21 protein-coding genes are annotated in these 16086 nt (G+C 42.6%); 12 read left to right on the plus strand and 9 right to left on the minus strand.

The annotated features are described in order from the left end of the window. Positions 1-98: 98 nt before the first annotated feature. A complete protein-coding gene (locus GB992_RS07310) occupies positions 99-983 on the minus strand; it encodes a type II toxin-antitoxin system PemK/MazF family toxin (RefSeq protein WP_161001851.1) in 885 nt (294 codons plus the stop codon). 237 nt (positions 984-1220) lie between these two features. On the opposite strand from GB992_RS07310, the gene GB992_RS07315 reads away from it, so the two are divergent. The 5 genes from GB992_RS07315 to GB992_RS07335 all read left to right on the plus strand — a co-directional run bounded on the left by GB992_RS07315 (position 1221) and on the right by GB992_RS07335 (position 5209). After that, positions 1221-2774: an ABC-F family ATP-binding cassette domain-containing protein gene (locus GB992_RS07315; protein WP_017260428.1), complete on the plus strand. Its 1554-nt coding sequence runs from the start codon at positions 1221-1223 to the stop codon at positions 2772-2774. 13 nt (positions 2775-2787) lie between these two features. Continuing rightward, positions 2788-3390: a pentapeptide repeat-containing protein gene (locus GB992_RS07320; RefSeq protein ID WP_161001852.1), complete on the plus strand. Its 603-nt coding sequence runs from the start codon at positions 2788-2790 to the stop codon at positions 3388-3390. 208 nt (positions 3391-3598) lie between these two features. After that, positions 3599-3883, plus strand: coding sequence for a LasU family protein (locus tag GB992_RS07325; RefSeq protein ID WP_161001853.1), 285 nt, complete (start codon positions 3599-3601; stop codon positions 3881-3883). 517 nt (positions 3884-4400) lie between these two features. After that, positions 4401-4670: a type II toxin-antitoxin system Phd/YefM family antitoxin gene (locus GB992_RS07330; RefSeq protein ID WP_161001854.1), complete on the plus strand. Its 270-nt coding sequence runs from the start codon at positions 4401-4403 to the stop codon at positions 4668-4670. Between the two features lie 347 nt (positions 4671-5017). Next, positions 5018-5209, plus strand: a complete 192-nt coding sequence (locus tag GB992_RS07335; protein WP_161001855.1) for a hypothetical protein — start codon at positions 5018-5020, stop codon at positions 5207-5209. 10 nt (positions 5210-5219) lie between these two features. On the opposite strand, the gene GB992_RS07340 is transcribed toward GB992_RS07335, so the two are convergent. After that, positions 5220-5714, minus strand: coding sequence for a hypothetical protein (locus GB992_RS07340; RefSeq protein ID WP_161001856.1), 495 nt, complete (start codon positions 5712-5714; stop codon positions 5220-5222). Positions 5715-6104: 390 nt separating this feature from the next. Here GB992_RS07340 and GB992_RS07345 point away from each other — a divergent pair, with 390 nt between their 5' ends. Then, on the plus strand, positions 6105-6557 hold the full coding sequence (locus GB992_RS07345; RefSeq protein ID WP_161001857.1) for a MarR family winged helix-turn-helix transcriptional regulator: 453 nt from the start codon (positions 6105-6107) through the stop codon (positions 6555-6557). Positions 6558-6573: 16 nt separating this feature from the next. After that, on the plus strand, positions 6574-6969 hold the full coding sequence (locus GB992_RS07350; RefSeq protein ID WP_347877375.1) for a GNAT family N-acetyltransferase: 396 nt from the start codon (positions 6574-6576) through the stop codon (positions 6967-6969). Between the two features lie 126 nt (positions 6970-7095). Here GB992_RS07350 and GB992_RS07355 read toward each other — a convergent pair whose 3' ends face one another. Beyond that, a complete protein-coding gene (locus GB992_RS07355) occupies positions 7096-7377 on the minus strand; it encodes a hypothetical protein (protein WP_161001858.1) in 282 nt (93 codons plus the stop codon). 37 nt (positions 7378-7414) lie between these two features. Continuing rightward, positions 7415-8320, minus strand: a complete 906-nt coding sequence (locus GB992_RS07360) for a metallophosphoesterase family protein (protein ID WP_161001859.1) — start codon at positions 8318-8320, stop codon at positions 7415-7417. 176 nt (positions 8321-8496) lie between these two features. Between GB992_RS07360 and GB992_RS07365 the strand changes: the two genes are divergently transcribed. Continuing rightward, positions 8497-9267 (plus strand): nucleoside phosphorylase, encoded by a 771-nt coding sequence (locus GB992_RS07365; protein WP_161001860.1) that lies wholly within the window; start codon positions 8497-8499, stop codon positions 9265-9267. Positions 9268-9393: 126 nt separating this feature from the next. Then, positions 9394-9804 (plus strand): GNAT family N-acetyltransferase, encoded by a 411-nt coding sequence (locus GB992_RS07370; protein ID WP_161001861.1) that lies wholly within the window; start codon positions 9394-9396, stop codon positions 9802-9804. A gap of 386 nt (positions 9805-10190) precedes the next feature. Here the strand turns inward: GB992_RS07370 and GB992_RS07375 are convergent, their stop codons facing one another. Further along, the gene (locus tag GB992_RS07375) at positions 10191-10997 is read right to left on the minus strand and encodes an oxidoreductase (RefSeq protein ID WP_161001862.1); all 807 of its coding nucleotides are present in this window, start codon (positions 10995-10997) and stop codon (positions 10191-10193) included. 173 nt (positions 10998-11170) lie between these two features. Between GB992_RS07375 and GB992_RS07380 the strand changes: the two genes are divergently transcribed. From GB992_RS07380 to GB992_RS07390, 3 genes are all read left to right on the plus strand, one after another. Further along, a complete protein-coding gene (locus GB992_RS07380) occupies positions 11171-11755 on the plus strand; it encodes a TetR/AcrR family transcriptional regulator (protein WP_161001863.1) in 585 nt (194 codons plus the stop codon). A 109-nt stretch (positions 11756-11864) separates the two neighbouring features. Continuing rightward, positions 11865-12608 (plus strand): SDR family NAD(P)-dependent oxidoreductase, encoded by a 744-nt coding sequence (locus GB992_RS07385; RefSeq protein WP_161001864.1) that lies wholly within the window; start codon positions 11865-11867, stop codon positions 12606-12608. 3 nt (positions 12609-12611) lie between these two features. Beyond that, entirely contained in the window at positions 12612-13043 is a 432-nt protein-coding gene (locus GB992_RS07390) for a MarR family winged helix-turn-helix transcriptional regulator (protein ID WP_161001865.1), read from the plus strand. Here GB992_RS07390 and GB992_RS07395 read toward each other — a convergent pair whose 3' ends face one another. The 4 genes from GB992_RS07395 to GB992_RS07410 form a co-directional block, all read right to left on the minus strand. Continuing rightward, complete coding sequence (locus tag GB992_RS07395) at positions 13044-13502, minus strand: NUDIX hydrolase (protein WP_161001866.1); 459 nt, start codon at positions 13500-13502, stop codon at positions 13044-13046. 59 nt (positions 13503-13561) lie between these two features. Then, positions 13562-13897, minus strand: coding sequence for an NUDIX domain-containing protein (locus tag GB992_RS11765; protein ID WP_284142937.1), 336 nt, complete (start codon positions 13895-13897; stop codon positions 13562-13564). A 202-nt stretch (positions 13898-14099) separates the two neighbouring features. Further along, a complete protein-coding gene (locus GB992_RS07405; RefSeq protein ID WP_161001867.1) occupies positions 14100-15257 on the minus strand; it encodes an MFS transporter in 1158 nt (385 codons plus the stop codon). 169 nt (positions 15258-15426) lie between these two features. Continuing rightward, complete coding sequence (locus tag GB992_RS07410; RefSeq protein WP_161001868.1) at positions 15427-16077, minus strand: SDR family oxidoreductase; 651 nt, start codon at positions 16075-16077, stop codon at positions 15427-15429. Positions 16078-16086: the final 9 nt, after the last annotated feature.

The raw sequence follows: 16086 nt of genomic DNA on the forward strand, positions 1-16086 counted from the left end.
GCTCAAAGTAATTCTCCTCACAATGTTAGTATTCGACCACTACCATTGTAAGCAATCACTTTGAGTTTTTTGTTCGAATTAATTATAGAATTTGCCAATTAAATAAAATCCATTAATCTGTCTTTAACTCTTTTCAGAATGGCATCGTGGAAAATAATATTTTCGGAAATGTTATACGTCGAGAATTTTTTAATTCTCAGCTTACTAATTGCTTGAATGTTTGCGACATCAACAAAAGTGTTTTTGTTATATTTGGCAATTTTCTTTTGTAAAATGGTTAACTGTGATAATTCGGCGTCAATTTGTTTGGCTTCCATGTTTATTTTGTCTGCCTGAGTGAAAATAGCCTCTGCGTGTTTAATGAATAGTTCAATCGAATTGATATCTTCATGGTTAGAAACGTTCTTCAATTGATTTATGAAATGATACAAACCGCTAGCTTGATAATTTTCTATTTCTAGATTTTTGTCAAATGATCGGATATCAAGATTGCGTGCTTTCAAAAAGGCTATTTCTGCGTTTGAAAAGTTGATATCTAATTCTGAAGGAACGCTCTTAATGCGTGTTGATAGGTGGATGAGTTTATCTCTCAAAAGAGAAATTTGTTTTTGAAAATGAATCAAGATATTTGAAAAGAGAGCATCACCTAGTGGTAAATAATTTTGTTTTCTATGATCTTTAGAGCTGAGTGGTACCACAATTAGATTTCTGTTGTAGATAGAATCTTTTTTTGATAGGACTAGTGCAAAATGTCCCTGACTTATTTCACTGCCAATTCGGACTCCAAAGTCAACCATTACAACGATTCCTGCCCGGAAGCGACGATAATATTTTGGTAAATTATTTTCATCTTCCTTATTAAGCCAATACCCGTAAGAGTCCATCCAATAAGGTAAAGTGTCAATTTTCTTAGAAAGATGTTTTTCACTGTAGTAAACATGGTTAAATCTTTTTAGATGCTTTTCGCGGAGTTCGCGTTTCATTGTTGTATCTCCCTATCTTTTCTTTGAGGGAACGAAGCGGGTTTAAGGTGTGGGTTCGCATTGGTAAAAGCCCTCGCGAGTGTGTTATATTATTAAATACTGTATATATGAAGAAGACTGTGTCAAACGGTCGCTGGATGAAATTAAAAACGCGATTTAAAGGGCCGGGATGGACGTTTTGGACATGCCGGTTTTCTATCGGACACAGCACGACTAAGGGAAAAAGAGAGTAACGAAATGAGTTTGTTAGAAGTATCTGGTTTATCGATGAGCTTCGCCGATAAAAACTTATATGAAGATGCCAGCTTTCAATTAGAGAAGGGTGAACATCTCGGGATTGTCGGACAGAACGGTGCCGGTAAATCAACATTGATTAAAATTTTAACGGGCACGGTGTTGCCTGTTGAAGGTAGCATTAAGTGGCAAAAAAATATTCGTATTGGTTACTTGGATCAGTACGCTGACATTCCAGAAGGGATGACGCTGATTCAATTTTTGCACACGGCTTATGCTGACTTGTACGCTATGGACGAGCAAATGCAGAAGTACTACGCAGATTATGCTGAATCCATGGATGACAAGTTGCTGGAAAAGGCTGGGCGAATTCAGGATGAACTGGCGGCACGTAACTTTTACGAAGTTGAAACTGAAATTGAACGGGTCATCAGTGGTTTAGGGTTGAACGAAATCGGCAAGGACCACGTCGTTTCAGAAATGTCTGGTGGGCAACGGTCAAAGATTATTTTGGCTAAGTTGTTGCTGGAAAATCCTGATGTCATTCTGTTGGATGAACCGACTAACTACTTGGATGTTTCACACATTCAGTGGCTGGAAGATTATCTGAATGGCTTTGAAGGTGCCGCGATGGTCATTTCACATGACTATGACTTCTTGGAAGCTGTGACAAACGCCATCTGTGACGTTTCGTTTGGTCAGATCACGAAGTATCGTGGCAGTTTCAAGAAGGCCATGAAGCAGAAGGAAGAGAAGCGTGAGGCGCAAGAAAAGGCTTACGAGAAACAGCGTGTCGTGATCGAAAAGAACGAAAAGCTGATTTCTAAGTTCAAGGCTGGTTCACACTCTAACTTGGCCAAATCACGTGAGAAGATGCTAAAACATATGGATCGGATCGATCCACCGTCAGATGCATTGCAGGCACGATTTGACTTTCCATATTTGGATACGGGTTCGCAAAACGCATTGGTGGTTCGTAAAATCTCTGTTGGATATGAACATCCGTTGCTTGCACCCGTGACGTTTACGCTGGGTACCGGTCAGAAGATTGCGTTTGCCGGGTTCAATGGGGTCGGTAAATCGACTTTGATCAAGTCCATTCTTGGTCAGCTAAAGCCATTGTCTGGTGAAGCTGAGTTTTCGCCATCTGCCAAGGTTAACTACTTCAGCCAAGATTTGGTGTGGGACGATGACAGCAAGACGCCTTTGCAAATTATTCAGGATGAATTTCCGACCATGTTGCCGAAAACGATCCGGACTAAACTGGGTGCGGCTGGGATCAATGCTGCTAACGTCATGAAGCCGATGAACCTGCTTTCTGGTGGTGAACAAACGAAGGTCAAGCTGGCTGTCATGGAATTGACGCCATCAAACTTCCTAATCATGGACGAACCGACCAACCATTTGGATGATGAAACAAAGCATGCCTTGGCTGATGCCCTGAACAAGTTCCGGGGCAATTTGATTATGGTTAGTCATGAGGAAGGCTTTTACGACGACTGGATTGATGAAGTACTGAACGTTGAAAAGCTGAGTTTACGGAAGTCAGATAAGTAGATAGGAGACAGAAATGACAGACATAAATATAGTCGAGGGCCAAACATTGTCGTTGGACGATGTAGAACCGGATCACCATTATGTGAAGTGTCATTTCACAGTTTCCAATGCGCCGATTCGACTGATGGATGCGAGCTTTGACCACTGCACGTTCGATCAAACAAACTTTGATAACGGCGATTTTAGCCGCGTAACGTGGACGCACAGTCAGTTTTTAAATGCGACTTGGCGTGAGACGAGCTGGTTCGATTGCAACTTGAAGAGTTTACAGTTAGCCGGCAGTGATTTTAGCGAATCTGTGATGAAGAACACGACATTTGATGCCTGCAAACTAACATACGCAAACTTCAGCGAAATGCGCGTAGAAAATAGCAAATTTTTAAATTGCGACTTACTTGAAAGTGCATTTCAGGCCATCCGAGCTAAGAAAACCATTAAGTTCGATGGCTCGCGGCTAACTGGGGCCGACTTTGTCGAAACACGGTTGAAAGGTTTTGACTGGCATGAGGCGGAGTTTGACACGTTGAGTATGAGCGCCAACTTAGCTAGCGGACTGGTCGTGAGCCAGTATCAGGCCGCTCAGTTAATTGGGATGTTTGGGATTGAAGTTAAATAAAATGAAGTCGCTAATCACGTGTAAATTGTGGTTAGCGACTTTTTTGTCTGATTTTGAAAACTTTCGTTGCGGTTATACTGAAATGATGGTTTTCAAGCTTGGATAAATGACAGATATAAATGTGTAAGATAAAATATGGTTATCGAATCATAGCGTTAAAGTTATTGGTACAAACTAACATTGGCTATAGAACAAAGGGGATATTAAGATGAAAAAGACAATATCCATCGCTCCAACAATTATCGCTTTATTTGTAGTTGGAATTCTACCCTTTATCTCAAAAATGAACGAAGTGCTCAAAAGTACGATTACAGCTTATACGTTGTTCGGTTTAGCAGGCTACAGTTTTTTACTCATTTTTTTATATTGTATGCAGAACGCGTATCAAGCAAAAAATAAGCTAAATAGAAATGAAAAACTGTATGTTGGCTATTTTGTGATTTTGTTGATTGGATTAACTTTGTTTGGATTAACTTCGATGTTTTATCAGTGAACTGCTGAACATGATTCTTAGTTAAAAGTCGTACAATTCCAAACTGTAGTAAATGCCAAAAGTTCAGTTTATATTCACTTGAATTGTCAAATTAAGTGCAACACTACATTAAAGAATATTTCATAAGGCGTTTTCCATCCGAGACATTTACGGGGACGATTATTCATTTGTTCCCTTTCATGATTGTTTTCGCAAACATCATTTTACAGAAATTTGGCCATGGGCCATTCTTTATTTAATTAGTGTTGCACTTAAAGTGTAAATTCAAGCACTTTAAAAACAAACATAATTTCGACGACCGTATAACGTTAACAAACAAAGATAGTTTCAATTTACGCTGCTTACGGCCAAAGCATAGCAAACGCTCAAGGAGTGCGATGTGGCGCTTTTTTTCAAAATCAATACTCAGTTAACTACTGGTATTCTGAGTATTTAGTGACCATTTAAAAATCAAATAAATTGACGTACGTCATAGCGTACGCTAAAATGCTATTATTAATTCTAGGAGTGTGGAAAAATGAAAACATATACACCAACTAAATTACGCAAAGAGCTTTACACGGTCGTCAATGACGTCGTTGCTCACAATCAACCCGTTGAAATAACGCTCCAGTCAGAGAACCATGTTCATAACAATGGTGCGGTAATCATTAGCAAGGATCAGTATGAAGAGTACGAGAAAGACAGAGAGTTGGCTTTCTTGAAAGAAAATGGTGTTTTAGATGTTGTCAAAGACAGAATGGATCATGAAGGCCCAAGTGATTTTGATCCCCAAAATGCTTACTAACCGTGAATGCATTTACTGTTATTCCTCATAAGAAAGTTAAAAATGATGATGAACCAGTGCTTATTGCAGCTGGTCTGTTTGAAAACTACATGGCCATTGTTAAAATCTTGAAAGAAAACCCGTATAGTCGTGAACTCAATGGTTGGGAATTAATGGTTCCTCACAACAGAAAAATTTATTCTTGTCGTATAAACAATCAGCATCGTGTTGTATATACGGTCAGTAAACGTGAGCACATTGTCAAAATCTGGTCGGCGTGGTCCCACTATGAGAAGCGCCTGCCACGTAATTGCAAACCGACAGATTGATTTTTTAGAAAATTTGTAAAATATAGGCAGGCTAACGCGATGAGTGTTAATAACAATGGAAACGATGACGCTGCCATTATTCCAAGTAAAAACTGGTATTCAGTTGCTGAAACGCTGTATCTCGAAAACAATGGACCGATGACTAAGGTGCGCGTAGTCGTATTAATGATGACAGTGGGTATACGAGCGTTGACGATATTGTTTGGAATCAATTGTGATTGCCTTATTTAGTATTAAAGGTCTAATTATGACGGCGTTTGTCACTCGCAACGGATGCGGAAACAGCATACGCCAAGAGTGCAATCACTAAACCAACACCTAAATCTATTAGTGCGTTGAAGGGGAGGCGATTAACGCTGGTGTCGCCAGTTATTGGATTGAGAATTAGAGTTAATAAGAAAAAGAAGATAGCTAAATCAATCCCGGCAAACGCCGATCTTAGAATGAGCCAACGGCGTGTCTTGTTTTGATTTTTAAGCGTGCCATTTGGATCTTGGCTGCGAATGAGCTTTCCAATTGAAACCCCGCCAAACATATAGATTAAAATAGTTAATAAAGCTAAGAGACTGGTGCCGTGGCCGAGACTACCAGCAGGCCAATCTAACGCCAAACTGACTAGTGTGAAGGGAAGACTTAACACCGCGGCCCACAATAGTCCATTTAATAGGCGATTGTTTAGCGTTTGTGTCTGTGAGGATTCTTTAGGGTATACGAGATATTGTAAAAGTTTTAGCATGGTCTACATCTCCCTTGTTGATTTGTTCTAATAATAGAATAAGCTTGTTTCCAATGACAAGAAAGTGTTTTGCTTTGACGACGTGTCGCACCACGATTAAAGGCGTTTGATTCACGCATACGTGAGAGAATCAGTGTTGTTAATCCTTTTAAGGTAGAAGACAAACCGCATGCATTGTCTGATTCAGTTAATTAAAGTGTACAAAACAACAGGTCAGTTGGCTCGAATATTTGAGCCAACTGACCTGTTGTTCGTTATGACAATGTTATTTGGATCACGGAGATTTTTCCTTGTAAACAAGCGAAAAAAGAAATAATATGAAACATTTTGTTTTAATTACAACAAAATACTGTATAATCTTCATAACAAACTAGTTAACAGGAGAGAAATATGGAAGATGTATTACGTTCTATCGGTAAAATTTCACGTGCATTAGATGCGATTTCTAATATTGATTTCCAGAACATCGACCTTACCAAAGGCCAGTATCTGTATCTTGTGAGAATCTGCGAAAATCCCGGCATCGTTCAGGGGCGGTTGGCGGAACTCGTAATGGTGGATCGCACGACGGTGTCACAGGCGATAAAAAAGCTGGTTAACAATGGTTTTATTACACGTCAACACAGCGAAACAAACCTTAAAAATTATGAACTTTACCCAACGGCAAAAGGAACGGCCGTTTATCCACGACTCAAACGGGAAAATGCGTATTCGACTGACAAAACCCTGCAAGGCTTTTCAAAAGCAGAGGCCCAACAGTTGGCCACTCTTTTAGAACGCATGACCGTTAACGTTAACGAAGACTGGAAGTCTGTCAAAGCGGGCGTCCCACGAGATTACTAACAACCATGGAGGATTTATGACAGTACAAATAGCAGCAGTCACACCACAAGACGTAACAACGCTACGTGAGGTCAGTTGCGCAACGTTTCAAGATACATTTGGCTCTGAAAACAGCTCGACCGATTTACAAGACTATCTTGACCGCGCTTACTCAGTTGATCAATTGTTGACAGAAATCAATAATCCGGAATCCTGGTTCTACTTTATTAAAGTAGATCAGGCGGTTGCGGGTTATCTCAAACTGAACGTTGGCGAGGCACAAACGGAGAAAATGGGGGCAGATGCGCTAGAAATACAACGGATTTACATTCTGCCAACGTTTAAGCGTCAAGGATTGGGCACGCAATTATTCAATCAGGCAGTTACCACTGCCGAAGATTTGCACAAAAGTGCACTGTGGCTAGGCGTTTGAAAACACAATGATGCAGCTCGCAAATTCTATCATAAAATCGGGTTCCAACTAGCCGGCGACCACGTATTCCAACTCGGTTCCTCCGTCCAGCGCGACCTGATTATGAAACGCACGCTGTAACCTAAACTAAGCGAGATCTTCTGGCTCAATTTCAAGCGTTGGCCAGTGGGATAGAGTCGATAAATCCGTATCATAAGGCACACTGTAAACCATATAGTAATGTTCCGGGTTCTGTTTGCGCAGGTGAGTGAGCTGTTGTTGGGCCCGCTGAACGTCAGTTGTGACATAAAGCAAACCGACCACGCCAACCTTTTGACCATCTGTGTTCGACTCAGTCCAGCCGGCCAGGATTACTTTTAAGGGAGCTTTACCAGATAAGCCAAGCTGGATTAGTTCTTCATCGTTCATAGTTATAGCCGCCTTTCATCAAAAAATTTAAATCAGTCTAATGGTCACCTTTACCTGGCATATCATCAGCATTGTCCTGACTTTCAGGAGTCGGTAAACTGTTTAGAAATTCGATGGCCTGCTCACGATAATGATGTTCTGCGTTGACCTTAGTTAGGGTAGCGGCATCATGAGTTGAGGCGTGCCCGGTGAACATCAGTTTTTGATATAAATCGACATATGGGAAGTGCAGGTCTTTGGCACGCTGCAATTCGCCGTCCATGTCATACGGGACACGGCGAAAATCAACGTCTTCAATGCCTTTTTCTGAGATTGTGAGTAATAGGTAACTGGCTGCACGATTGGCCAACAGTTTATCGCGGGTAAACCAGATTTGACCGATGGAACCGGGATTCAATACCATCTGACCATTTGAGGTATATCGCCAAACGGGCGTATGCGTGTGCGCGTAAAGGGCCACATCTGCGGCGGGATTATTTTCGGTGAGGACGTCGAAGTTTGCTTGTGTTTCAGTAGGAAATAGCGAGTGACCGTGATTCTTAGTCGGGAGATTATGTGACATCGTGAAAACGAGATTATCAAGAACTTTTCGACCGGTCATAGGTAGATTACGTAACTGCGCCTCTCGTTGAGGCGTGTAGCGGGCATGCTCATACTGGGCCAAAATGGTGAAGTAAACATCAGTGGGATCGTCAAAGTTCACACCTTTTTTCGGTTTGCCCATGATAAAGTTGTAGTCACTTTCCCAGTTGCCCATAAGGTACTTAGTAGCGCCAACTTGTTCCAATAAGTCATAACATTCCGCTGATGTCGCGCCGCCAAGTGCAATATCACCCAGTGACCACACTTCATCGACACCATGCTTTTTCGCGTCACTGAGGGCAACACTCAATGCCGATGCATTACCATGACTGTCTGATAACACCGCAATTCGATAATCCATGTCATACCTCCGTCTCTCTTCAAATGTCTGATTATGGAGTGCCTGTTGGATCTTTACACTCTGCCTTTAGTTTACTGACCGTTTGCAAACTTGCAATCAAAAAGTTGCAACGAGGTAGACGAATAATCAAGTTAAGTGTAATCTTAACATTAAAATTCGATGAGGGGATGAGGACGATGACAGAATCACCATTATTTAACTTTGACACAAACCAGGTGGGCGTCACCGATCCGCATGAAGACCCCGAAATCATTGCGGAAACGAAGTGTCTATTTGCATTTGTAGAAACCGCAGACTTGGTAACTTTTTTACGACCATATCATCCAGCCGAGATAGGAACGTTTAGCTGTATTACCAGAGAATTTCCGATTTTGCGAATTGCAGTTAATGGTCAGCAATTGACAGTGATGCAGGCGCCACTCGGAGCTCCCGCTGCGACGCAGATTTTGGATTATTTGATTGGGCACGGTGTTAAGCAAATTATCAGTATGGGCAGTTGTGGCGTGTTAACAGATCACGCTGAGGGTGCCTTCTTGTTGCCAATGAATGCGTTGCGCGATGAAGGGACATCCTATCATTATTTGCCTGCAGACACGACGGTAACATTGAATCCGGTAATGCAGCAGGCAATTGAGACAACTATCAGCCAGCACCATGAGACGATTACCCGCGTGAATACGTGGACGACAGACGGGTACTTTCGGGAAACTGAAAAGTTGGTTGATCAATACCGCGCTGCAGGTTATCAAACGGTGGAAATGGAATGTGCTGCGTTGGCCGCTTGCGCCCAGTTTCGCGGTGTCGATTTTGGTCAGTTTTTCTTTACGGCTGATTCGTTAGCTCATGCCGATGCCTATGATAAACGTGATTGGGGCCGTTCGGCTCGACAAACGGCGCTACGTTTGGGATTAGCGACATTACTAGCATTACCTGATCCATTAAATTAGTGGACATGCATAAAATGATTTCGCAATAATGAAATTAATAAGAAGTTCGGAGGTCACTATCTATGGGGTGTGACAAACGTAAAACTGCACTTTGCTGAGACGTTAAGTAAAGTGGAGGACAATTAAATGATTAATATTAAAACCGTTTCGACGATGGACGAACAGGCTGTTGTAACACTGTACAAAGCGAACGGATGGATTGCCTATACGCAAAATTCGGAAGCACTGATGACAGCGATTGCGCATTCAGTCAACCTTGCGGCGTTCGATGGCGAAAAGCTCGTGGGGTTGCTACGCTATGTGACTGATGAGGTGTCGATTGCCTTTATTCAAGATGTTTTGGTGTTGCCTGAATACCAACGACAGGGGATCGGCCGACAGTTGATGATGACAGCGATGGCGCGACTGAAGAATATCGGGCAGGTCCATTTGCTGACTGAAAACGAGCCGAAGACCGTCGGGTTTTATACCGCAGTTGGTTTTCGCGATGCGGCTGATGCAAACTTGGTCACGTTCACGATGGAGAATCGGTATTAAATTTATTCGACGCATGCATTGCGATTACAGAGGAAAAATGATGATGATTTGGACTTATAAATTATAAAATATTAAGCGATTAAAAAGCGGGGCAGTCACGATATGTGGCCGTCCCGTTTCACTGTAGATGGTTTTTGGTCTTAAACTTTTAGCGAACATGATGTAACTGCAATGTTGAAAGAACATCATGGCAATGAACATCCCCTGCCGATCCGCAAAAGTGGTGGTGGAAACGACAAAAGAGCAATCGTCACCTTATCAAAGGTGAGACGACTGCTCTTTTTTATGGCTCAATTTTGATGAGGTTTCCGTACCGTTTTCGTTAGGATTTTATGGTGTCTTGATTAAGTTATAAATCCTTTAATATCAATACTTTAACGCACGCTTTATAGTCCGCCACTTACCATGCGGTCAAACATTCGGTAAGAAAGTTTGCGAGCTGCAATGACCATCCATTTATCGCGCATTGTGGCTTGATAACGAGTTTTTGGGTGCTTGATTTGAGCAACTTTGAGCATTAAAGCGCCGATTTGATCTGCCGTTTCTAGACCAGATGGTGTTGCGCTGGTAAAATCATCGACCATCTTGCGATACGCTGAGTTGGCTGGTGTAGCCGCGATGAGGTGGTCCGCGGAAATTTTCAGCCAGTTCGTATTGGTACCACCGGGTTCGGTGATGATAACGTCGATACCGAACTGTTTGACCTCCAAACGAAGTGAATCACTGAGCGCCTCAAAAGCGTGTTTTGAAGCAAAGTACCAGCCACCAAGTGGTGCATAAATTTGACCAACGATGGATGAATTGTTGATGATCCGACCTGAATGTTGAGCCCGCATCGTTGGCAATACCAGTTGGGTTAGGTTCATGGCCCCAAAAACATTCACATCGAATTGTTGCTTGGCTTCTTCGGGGGAGACATCTTCCAGCGCGCCAAAAGAGCCATAGCCAGCGTTATTAATTAGGATATCAATCCGACCAGCGTCTTTTAGTACCTGATCGACAAAAGCCTGGTTAGATTGGGGGTCGGTGACGTCCAAATGAAAGGTGTGGATACCTAATTTAGACAAGTGCGCCATTTTTTCAATGCGGCGGGCGCCGGCGTAAACAGTATAACCAGCGTCAAAGAATTGTTTGGCCGCGGATTCACCCATGCCTGAGGATGCACCAGTAATGATCACAACGGGTTTAGTCATGTTAATAATCTCCTTTAAGGAATATAAATTCTTTTATTGAGCAAAAAAATAAATGAGTAACTGGATTCAATTGAACGTGTTTTAATATAAAAGAATTTTTATTCTTTGTAAATCATTTATTTAAAAAGACTTTTTATCTTGACCAGGAATCTAAATTCTTTTATAGTGACAACATGAGAGAAAAAGATGAAAATCGTCGGCAGCATATCCTCGACGTGACGACAAAGATGATTATTTCAGAGGGTATTAGTGGCGTGACCCTAACCAAAGTAGCGAAAGCGGCAGGCATTTCGCAATCTAATATTTATATCTACTTTAAGGATAAGGCAGATATCGTTAAGCAGACCTTTTTAAGCCGTAAACAGCTTATTGGGGATTACTTAATGACTCATTATTCGCCCAAGGGCAGTGCTACTGAAAACCTAACGCTGTTTGCACGAGCGCTTTATCAGTTTGCTATCGAGGATCCTGATGACATGGCGCTTATTCAGCAGTTTAATGCCTCACCTGTATTGGCAACGTTAGATCTATCACAGGAAGAGGCCGAACTGAACTTTGATCAAATTTTTAAAGAGCTAAAGAAGGGCGTTGAAGACGGTGAGTTACGTGAGATGGACCCTGACGTTATCTTGACCATGGGGTTTGTCACGATTACGACGTATGCACAGCGGGTGGCCGCTAAAACGATCGATCCTGTTACGACGCCTTTGAGTGCCGTCATTGATATGATTATTGCGGCTAGTAGAAAGCCGGATTAAATATCCAAACGAGAAGTTGCCAGTCATTTTTGTGAAAAAAGATGATTGACAATTTTTATTTTGTGTTTATAGTTGTGTGTACAATCAACCAAAAGGAAAAGAGTAAACTATGAAAAAAGTAATTGTAATTACTGGTGGCACATCAGGAATTGGCTTGGCCACGGCGCGTGCGTTTGCCGCAGATGAAGCGAATCAGGTCATCGTAATTGGACGTAATCCAGAGAAAACCCAGCGTGTAGCGATCGATTATCCATCATTGACGACTTATGTGGCTGATCTATCTTCAGTGGCAGAAATTGATCACGTGTTCAAAACAATCAAACAGGACTATGACCACATTGATGTTTTGTTTGCCAACGCAGGTTTCGGCATTTTTAAACCGTTTGGTGAAATTACGGAAGATGACTTTGACCGGTCCGTTGATTTGAACTATAAAGGTGTCTTTTTCACTGTCCAACGTGCCGTGCCAATGATGCCTAAAGGGAGCAGTGTTATTCTAAATGTCTCATGGACTTATCATCGTGGTTTAGATACGGCGTCATTATATTCATCAACAAAGTCCGCCATCGCGTACCTGACAAAATCGCTCGCGCTTGAACTGGCACCACATGGCATTCGAATCAACGCGGTTAGTCCGGGTTACACGAACACAGAGCAGTTCAATCAACAGAATATGAGTAAGGCTAGTTTCGAGGACAAAATTGCCAATGTGCCGATGGGGCGTTTCGGTGATGCCAGTGAGATTGCCAGCACGGTTCAGTTCTTAGCATCACCAGCAGCAAGTTACATTTCAGGCCAGGAAATCGTGATCGATGGCGGTTTGACGGCTATCCAGGCCGAACGGGAGGGCTAATTCATGAGCAAAATTAATTTTGATGAGTGTTTGTACTTCGCCAGTGCGCGCGTTAATCGAATTGTTGCCAAGATTAGTGACGATCAGTTTAAAAAGCTTGGGCTGTCATCTACTGCGGCGTTCATTTTAATGTACTTGGATACGGGGGATGCGATTAACCCGTCGGCAATTGCGGATGAACTGTCATTAGATCGGTCCACGGTGACAAGATTTTTAGATAAACTACAGCGCCAGGGTTACATCGAACGGACTAGCCAGGGCCGCAGCGTTACCGTTGCACTAACAAAAGCCGGCCTGAATTTGCAAACGGACTTGAAGCAAATGTGGTCGACTTTGAATGATCAGTATATTGAATTGTTGGGTGCTGATGGTGAGCAAACGTTACGGACTTTACTGAATACTGATTTTGGTGTCCTTAAAGCAAACAACGGCTAATTATTGTTTGGCAACCCACTGTTTTAGACAATCAAGCATGTCCTGACTTTGTTTGAAAAATAGTGCTGGCGTGTTCTCCAAATCGAAAAAGCGTACAGCCGTAGTTTCATTGGTTACCTGATCCAACAGGTGACCACCAGCCTCTTTAACAACAAACAAAGTAGAAATAATTTGCGTTTCATCGCCGTTAGGGTATGTATAGAAATACTTATCGAAGACACCGAGTGTTTGGTTCACTGTAACCGATAGCCCGGTGTCTTCTTTAAATTCACGCACCATCGCTTCCTTGTACGACTCGCCGAATTCCAAATAACCGCCTGGTAGACACCAGCCGCCAGTATCCGCGCGTTCTTGGAATAAAATTTGTTGTTGATCGTTTAGCAAACACCCAGTTGAAGAATTCAAAATTAATGGGCGATGACCGGTAAGTGACCGAATCTCTTTAATATAATTTGCCATGTCAAACACTCCTTTTCGATTAGATAGATGACGGAAATTTAATGTTTCGACCAATCACATTAATCATAAAACGGAATGTCGAATTGTTGAAGATGTTTCCAAATTATTTCAGCTTGACTGTTGAACAATTGGGGATGATCTTTTAGCGAAAACCAACGTAGTGAGCTGGTCTCATCGCTGTCTGCATTAAGTTGACCGGATACTAGCTGCATTTCGAAAATGATGCCAACTGTCTGCGCCACATCACCATTGTGATAGTGGGCGATGAAATCAGAAGTGGTGCCTAACAGTCCTGTTACTTTAGTTAGGAGCCCCGTTTCTTCTTGAAATTCCCGAATGACCGCGTGGCGAGTCGCTTCACCGTACTGAAGCATGCCGCCGGGGAACCCCCACAGTCGTGAGTCTGATCATTGTTGCAATAAGATTGCACCGTCCTTATTTCGAAGAACGCCACCAGCGAAGACTAGAATGAGTGGTTGATGGCCAATCACTTTACGTAAACCTTGTATATAATTTTCGTTCACTTTGTTTCCTTCTCTTCTGAAAATTAAGTGCGTTATCAGCGACTTGTTAAATACGAAGCGGTTAAAAAGTATCTTACTTGAATGAGTGGTGTAGCAGTAGCCACAGACTAATCAGTAATAAAAAGACGGCGCACCCAAAATACAATTGTTGAACCGATAGCCAGTTTAAGACAACGTTAGCTAATATGGTGCCTAATGTCACACTACCTACGTTTATCAAACCTTTGAAAACATACATGCGCCCAATTTCACTGTGAGGGCTGGCATTTTGGAATAGCAGATTGTTTTCAACGTCAAAGATAGCGGAAAGCAGTCCAATTAGCAGAAACCATAGGATTAGCAAATAAAGCTTAGTGGTCATACTAATTAAAGCTAATAATCCCGCGATGAAAAGCACAGTGCATAAATTTCGCTTTAACAGATTAGTCTGGTGCACGGGTTTGTGGGCGAGGTGCGCAGCCATTAGGATAAGTCCGATTGACTGACTGGCGGTCAACAACGTGTAATTAAAATTAGCATGTGGACCAAATCGTTGGATGAACTTAAGCAACACGGGCACTACGGTCCCGATGAATAGCGTATTCAGTAAAAACATCAGACTGGCGCTGTGGCGTAGAGCTGATGAGTGAATAAACGTACTGAGGCTGGTTTGGAGTGAACTAACTGGAATCTTGTTTTTGCCAACTGTACTCGTGGGCATCATTAATACGATGATGACAGAGCTAAACAGGATAACTGACATTACGGTCAGCGTAAACCGAGCGTTAAACCAAGTTGTGAGTAACGTGGCTAAGAAGGGTCCGATAATCGTGGTGGATTGGCCTGACAACTCGAGAATTGCGTTAATTTGAACCATTTCCGTTGGGCTAAAGGCTTCTGTTAGCAAACGGACTTCTGCTGGGTGGAAAATTGGTTCAACAATACCTAGGAGACAGACAATGATGACAAGATTCAATGGCCGATTGAAATTGCCATTAACAAGCAACGTAGTGACAATCAGCCAGCGAGAAACCTCTGACCCCAGCATTAGAAATCGGCTTGTTAGGCGATCTACATAACTCACCATCACTAAGTGGCTAACAAAACTGCCACCGTAATAACTGGCCCAGAGAAGACTAAGCCAGTAGGCAGACTTTTGCTGACCAATAATTAAGGTAAATAGAAAAATAAGGGTGGCGTTTGAAAAATCGGTTAGAAAAGTGCTGACGATTAATAATCGTTTGAGATTCAAGAACCGTCGATAAATGTGTCAATGATGAGTTAACCGGATCAGATGCTTAAACATGGTTCGTTTCATGTCCATCGCACTCCTTTATAAAAATTACCGTCAGTTTACCGCAAACGACGCGCCAACTCCAATAAGGAGCCAACGCGTCGTTTTGTTATCGCATATGAATATTTTAGAATGCTTGATCAATCGGTGTGTCACCGGAGCCAATCGTATAGGACTGACGAATTGTGTCGGGAGCGTCGATCAACTCGGTAATGGTTGCAGCGACGTCCGCACGGGGAATTTTAACGCCCTTTTCGTCAGCTGGGTTAATGGTGATCTCACCGGTACCGGCGTCATTAGTTAAATATCCAGGACGAATGATAGTGTAGTCGAGACTCGTTTGTTTCAGCATTTCGTCCGCGTAACGTTTAGCAATCATGTATGGCTTGATGCCGCTTGCGTCCCACGCTTCACGGTGATTGCTGAAGATGGAGCTGACCATGATATAACGTTTGATGCCAGCCTGCTCAGCGGCTTCCATCGTTTTCACGGCACCGTCCAGATCAACAATCAGGGTTTGATCGTCACCAGTTTTGCCGCCTGAACCGGCGGAGAAGACGATGGTGTCGGCGCCAGTGGCCTTGAACTGGTCAGCCATTTTATCTGGCAGAGCGTTGAGGTCAAACTCAGTTGGGCGAACAAACGAACTGTCTGGGAATACGTCAGCCTGTGCAAGGTCACGAATGCCAGCAAAGACTGTAATACCTTTCTCTGCCAAATCGGCAACAATCTGTTGCCCAATATGACCGTGCGCACCAACTAGAAATACAGAACTCATAGGAATCCT

The organism is Furfurilactobacillus milii (genome assembly GCF_009863985.1).
GTDB classification, from domain to species: domain Bacteria; phylum Bacillota; class Bacilli; order Lactobacillales; family Lactobacillaceae; genus Furfurilactobacillus; species Furfurilactobacillus milii_A.

Bases quoted from the DNA above. Each gene is read 5' to 3' on its own strand.
- GB992_RS07355 (WP_161001858.1), bottom strand. From the start codon at position 7,377: ATGAACGATGAAGAACTAATCCAGCTTGGCTTATCTGGTAAAGCTCCC.
- GB992_RS07330 (WP_161001854.1), top strand. From the start codon at position 4,401: ATGAAAACATATACACCAACTAAATTACGCAAAGAGCTTTACACGGTC.
- GB992_RS07310 (WP_161001851.1), bottom strand. From the start codon at position 983: ATGAAACGCGAACTCCGCGAAAAGCATCTAAAAAGATTTAACCATGTT.
- GB992_RS07375 (WP_161001862.1), bottom strand. From the start codon at position 10,997: ATGACTAAACCCGTTGTGATCATTACTGGTGCATCCTCAGGCATGGGT.
- GB992_RS07395 (WP_161001866.1), bottom strand. From the start codon at position 13,502: ATGGCAAATTATATTAAAGAGATTCGGTCACTTACCGGTCATCGCCCA.
- GB992_RS07320 (WP_161001852.1), top strand. From the start codon at position 2,788: ATGACAGACATAAATATAGTCGAGGGCCAAACATTGTCGTTGGACGAT.
- GB992_RS07410 (WP_161001868.1), bottom strand. From the start codon at position 16,077: ATGAGTTCTGTATTTCTAGTTGGTGCGCACGGTCATATTGGGCAACAG.
- GB992_RS07370 (WP_161001861.1), top strand. From the start codon at position 9,394: ATGATTAATATTAAAACCGTTTCGACGATGGACGAACAGGCTGTTGTA.
- GB992_RS07385 (WP_161001864.1), top strand. From the start codon at position 11,865: ATGAAAAAAGTAATTGTAATTACTGGTGGCACATCAGGAATTGGCTTG.
- GB992_RS07360 (WP_161001859.1), bottom strand. From the start codon at position 8,320: ATGGATTATCGAATTGCGGTGTTATCAGACAGTCATGGTAATGCATCG.
- GB992_RS07315 (WP_017260428.1), top strand. From the start codon at position 1,221: ATGAGTTTGTTAGAAGTATCTGGTTTATCGATGAGCTTCGCCGATAAA.
- GB992_RS07335 (WP_161001855.1), top strand. From the start codon at position 5,018: ATGAGTGTTAATAACAATGGAAACGATGACGCTGCCATTATTCCAAGT.
- GB992_RS07390 (WP_161001865.1), top strand. From the start codon at position 12,612: ATGAGCAAAATTAATTTTGATGAGTGTTTGTACTTCGCCAGTGCGCGC.
- GB992_RS07365 (WP_161001860.1), top strand. From the start codon at position 8,497: ATGACAGAATCACCATTATTTAACTTTGACACAAACCAGGTGGGCGTC.
- GB992_RS07325 (WP_161001853.1), top strand. From the start codon at position 3,599: ATGAAAAAGACAATATCCATCGCTCCAACAATTATCGCTTTATTTGTA.
- GB992_RS07350 (WP_347877375.1), top strand. From the start codon at position 6,574: ATGACAGTACAAATAGCAGCAGTCACACCACAAGACGTAACAACGCTA.
- GB992_RS07340 (WP_161001856.1), bottom strand. From the start codon at position 5,714: ATGCTAAAACTTTTACAATATCTCGTATACCCTAAAGAATCCTCACAG.
- GB992_RS07380 (WP_161001863.1), top strand. From the start codon at position 11,171: ATGAGAGAAAAAGATGAAAATCGTCGGCAGCATATCCTCGACGTGACG.
- GB992_RS07345 (WP_161001857.1), top strand. From the start codon at position 6,105: ATGGAAGATGTATTACGTTCTATCGGTAAAATTTCACGTGCATTAGAT.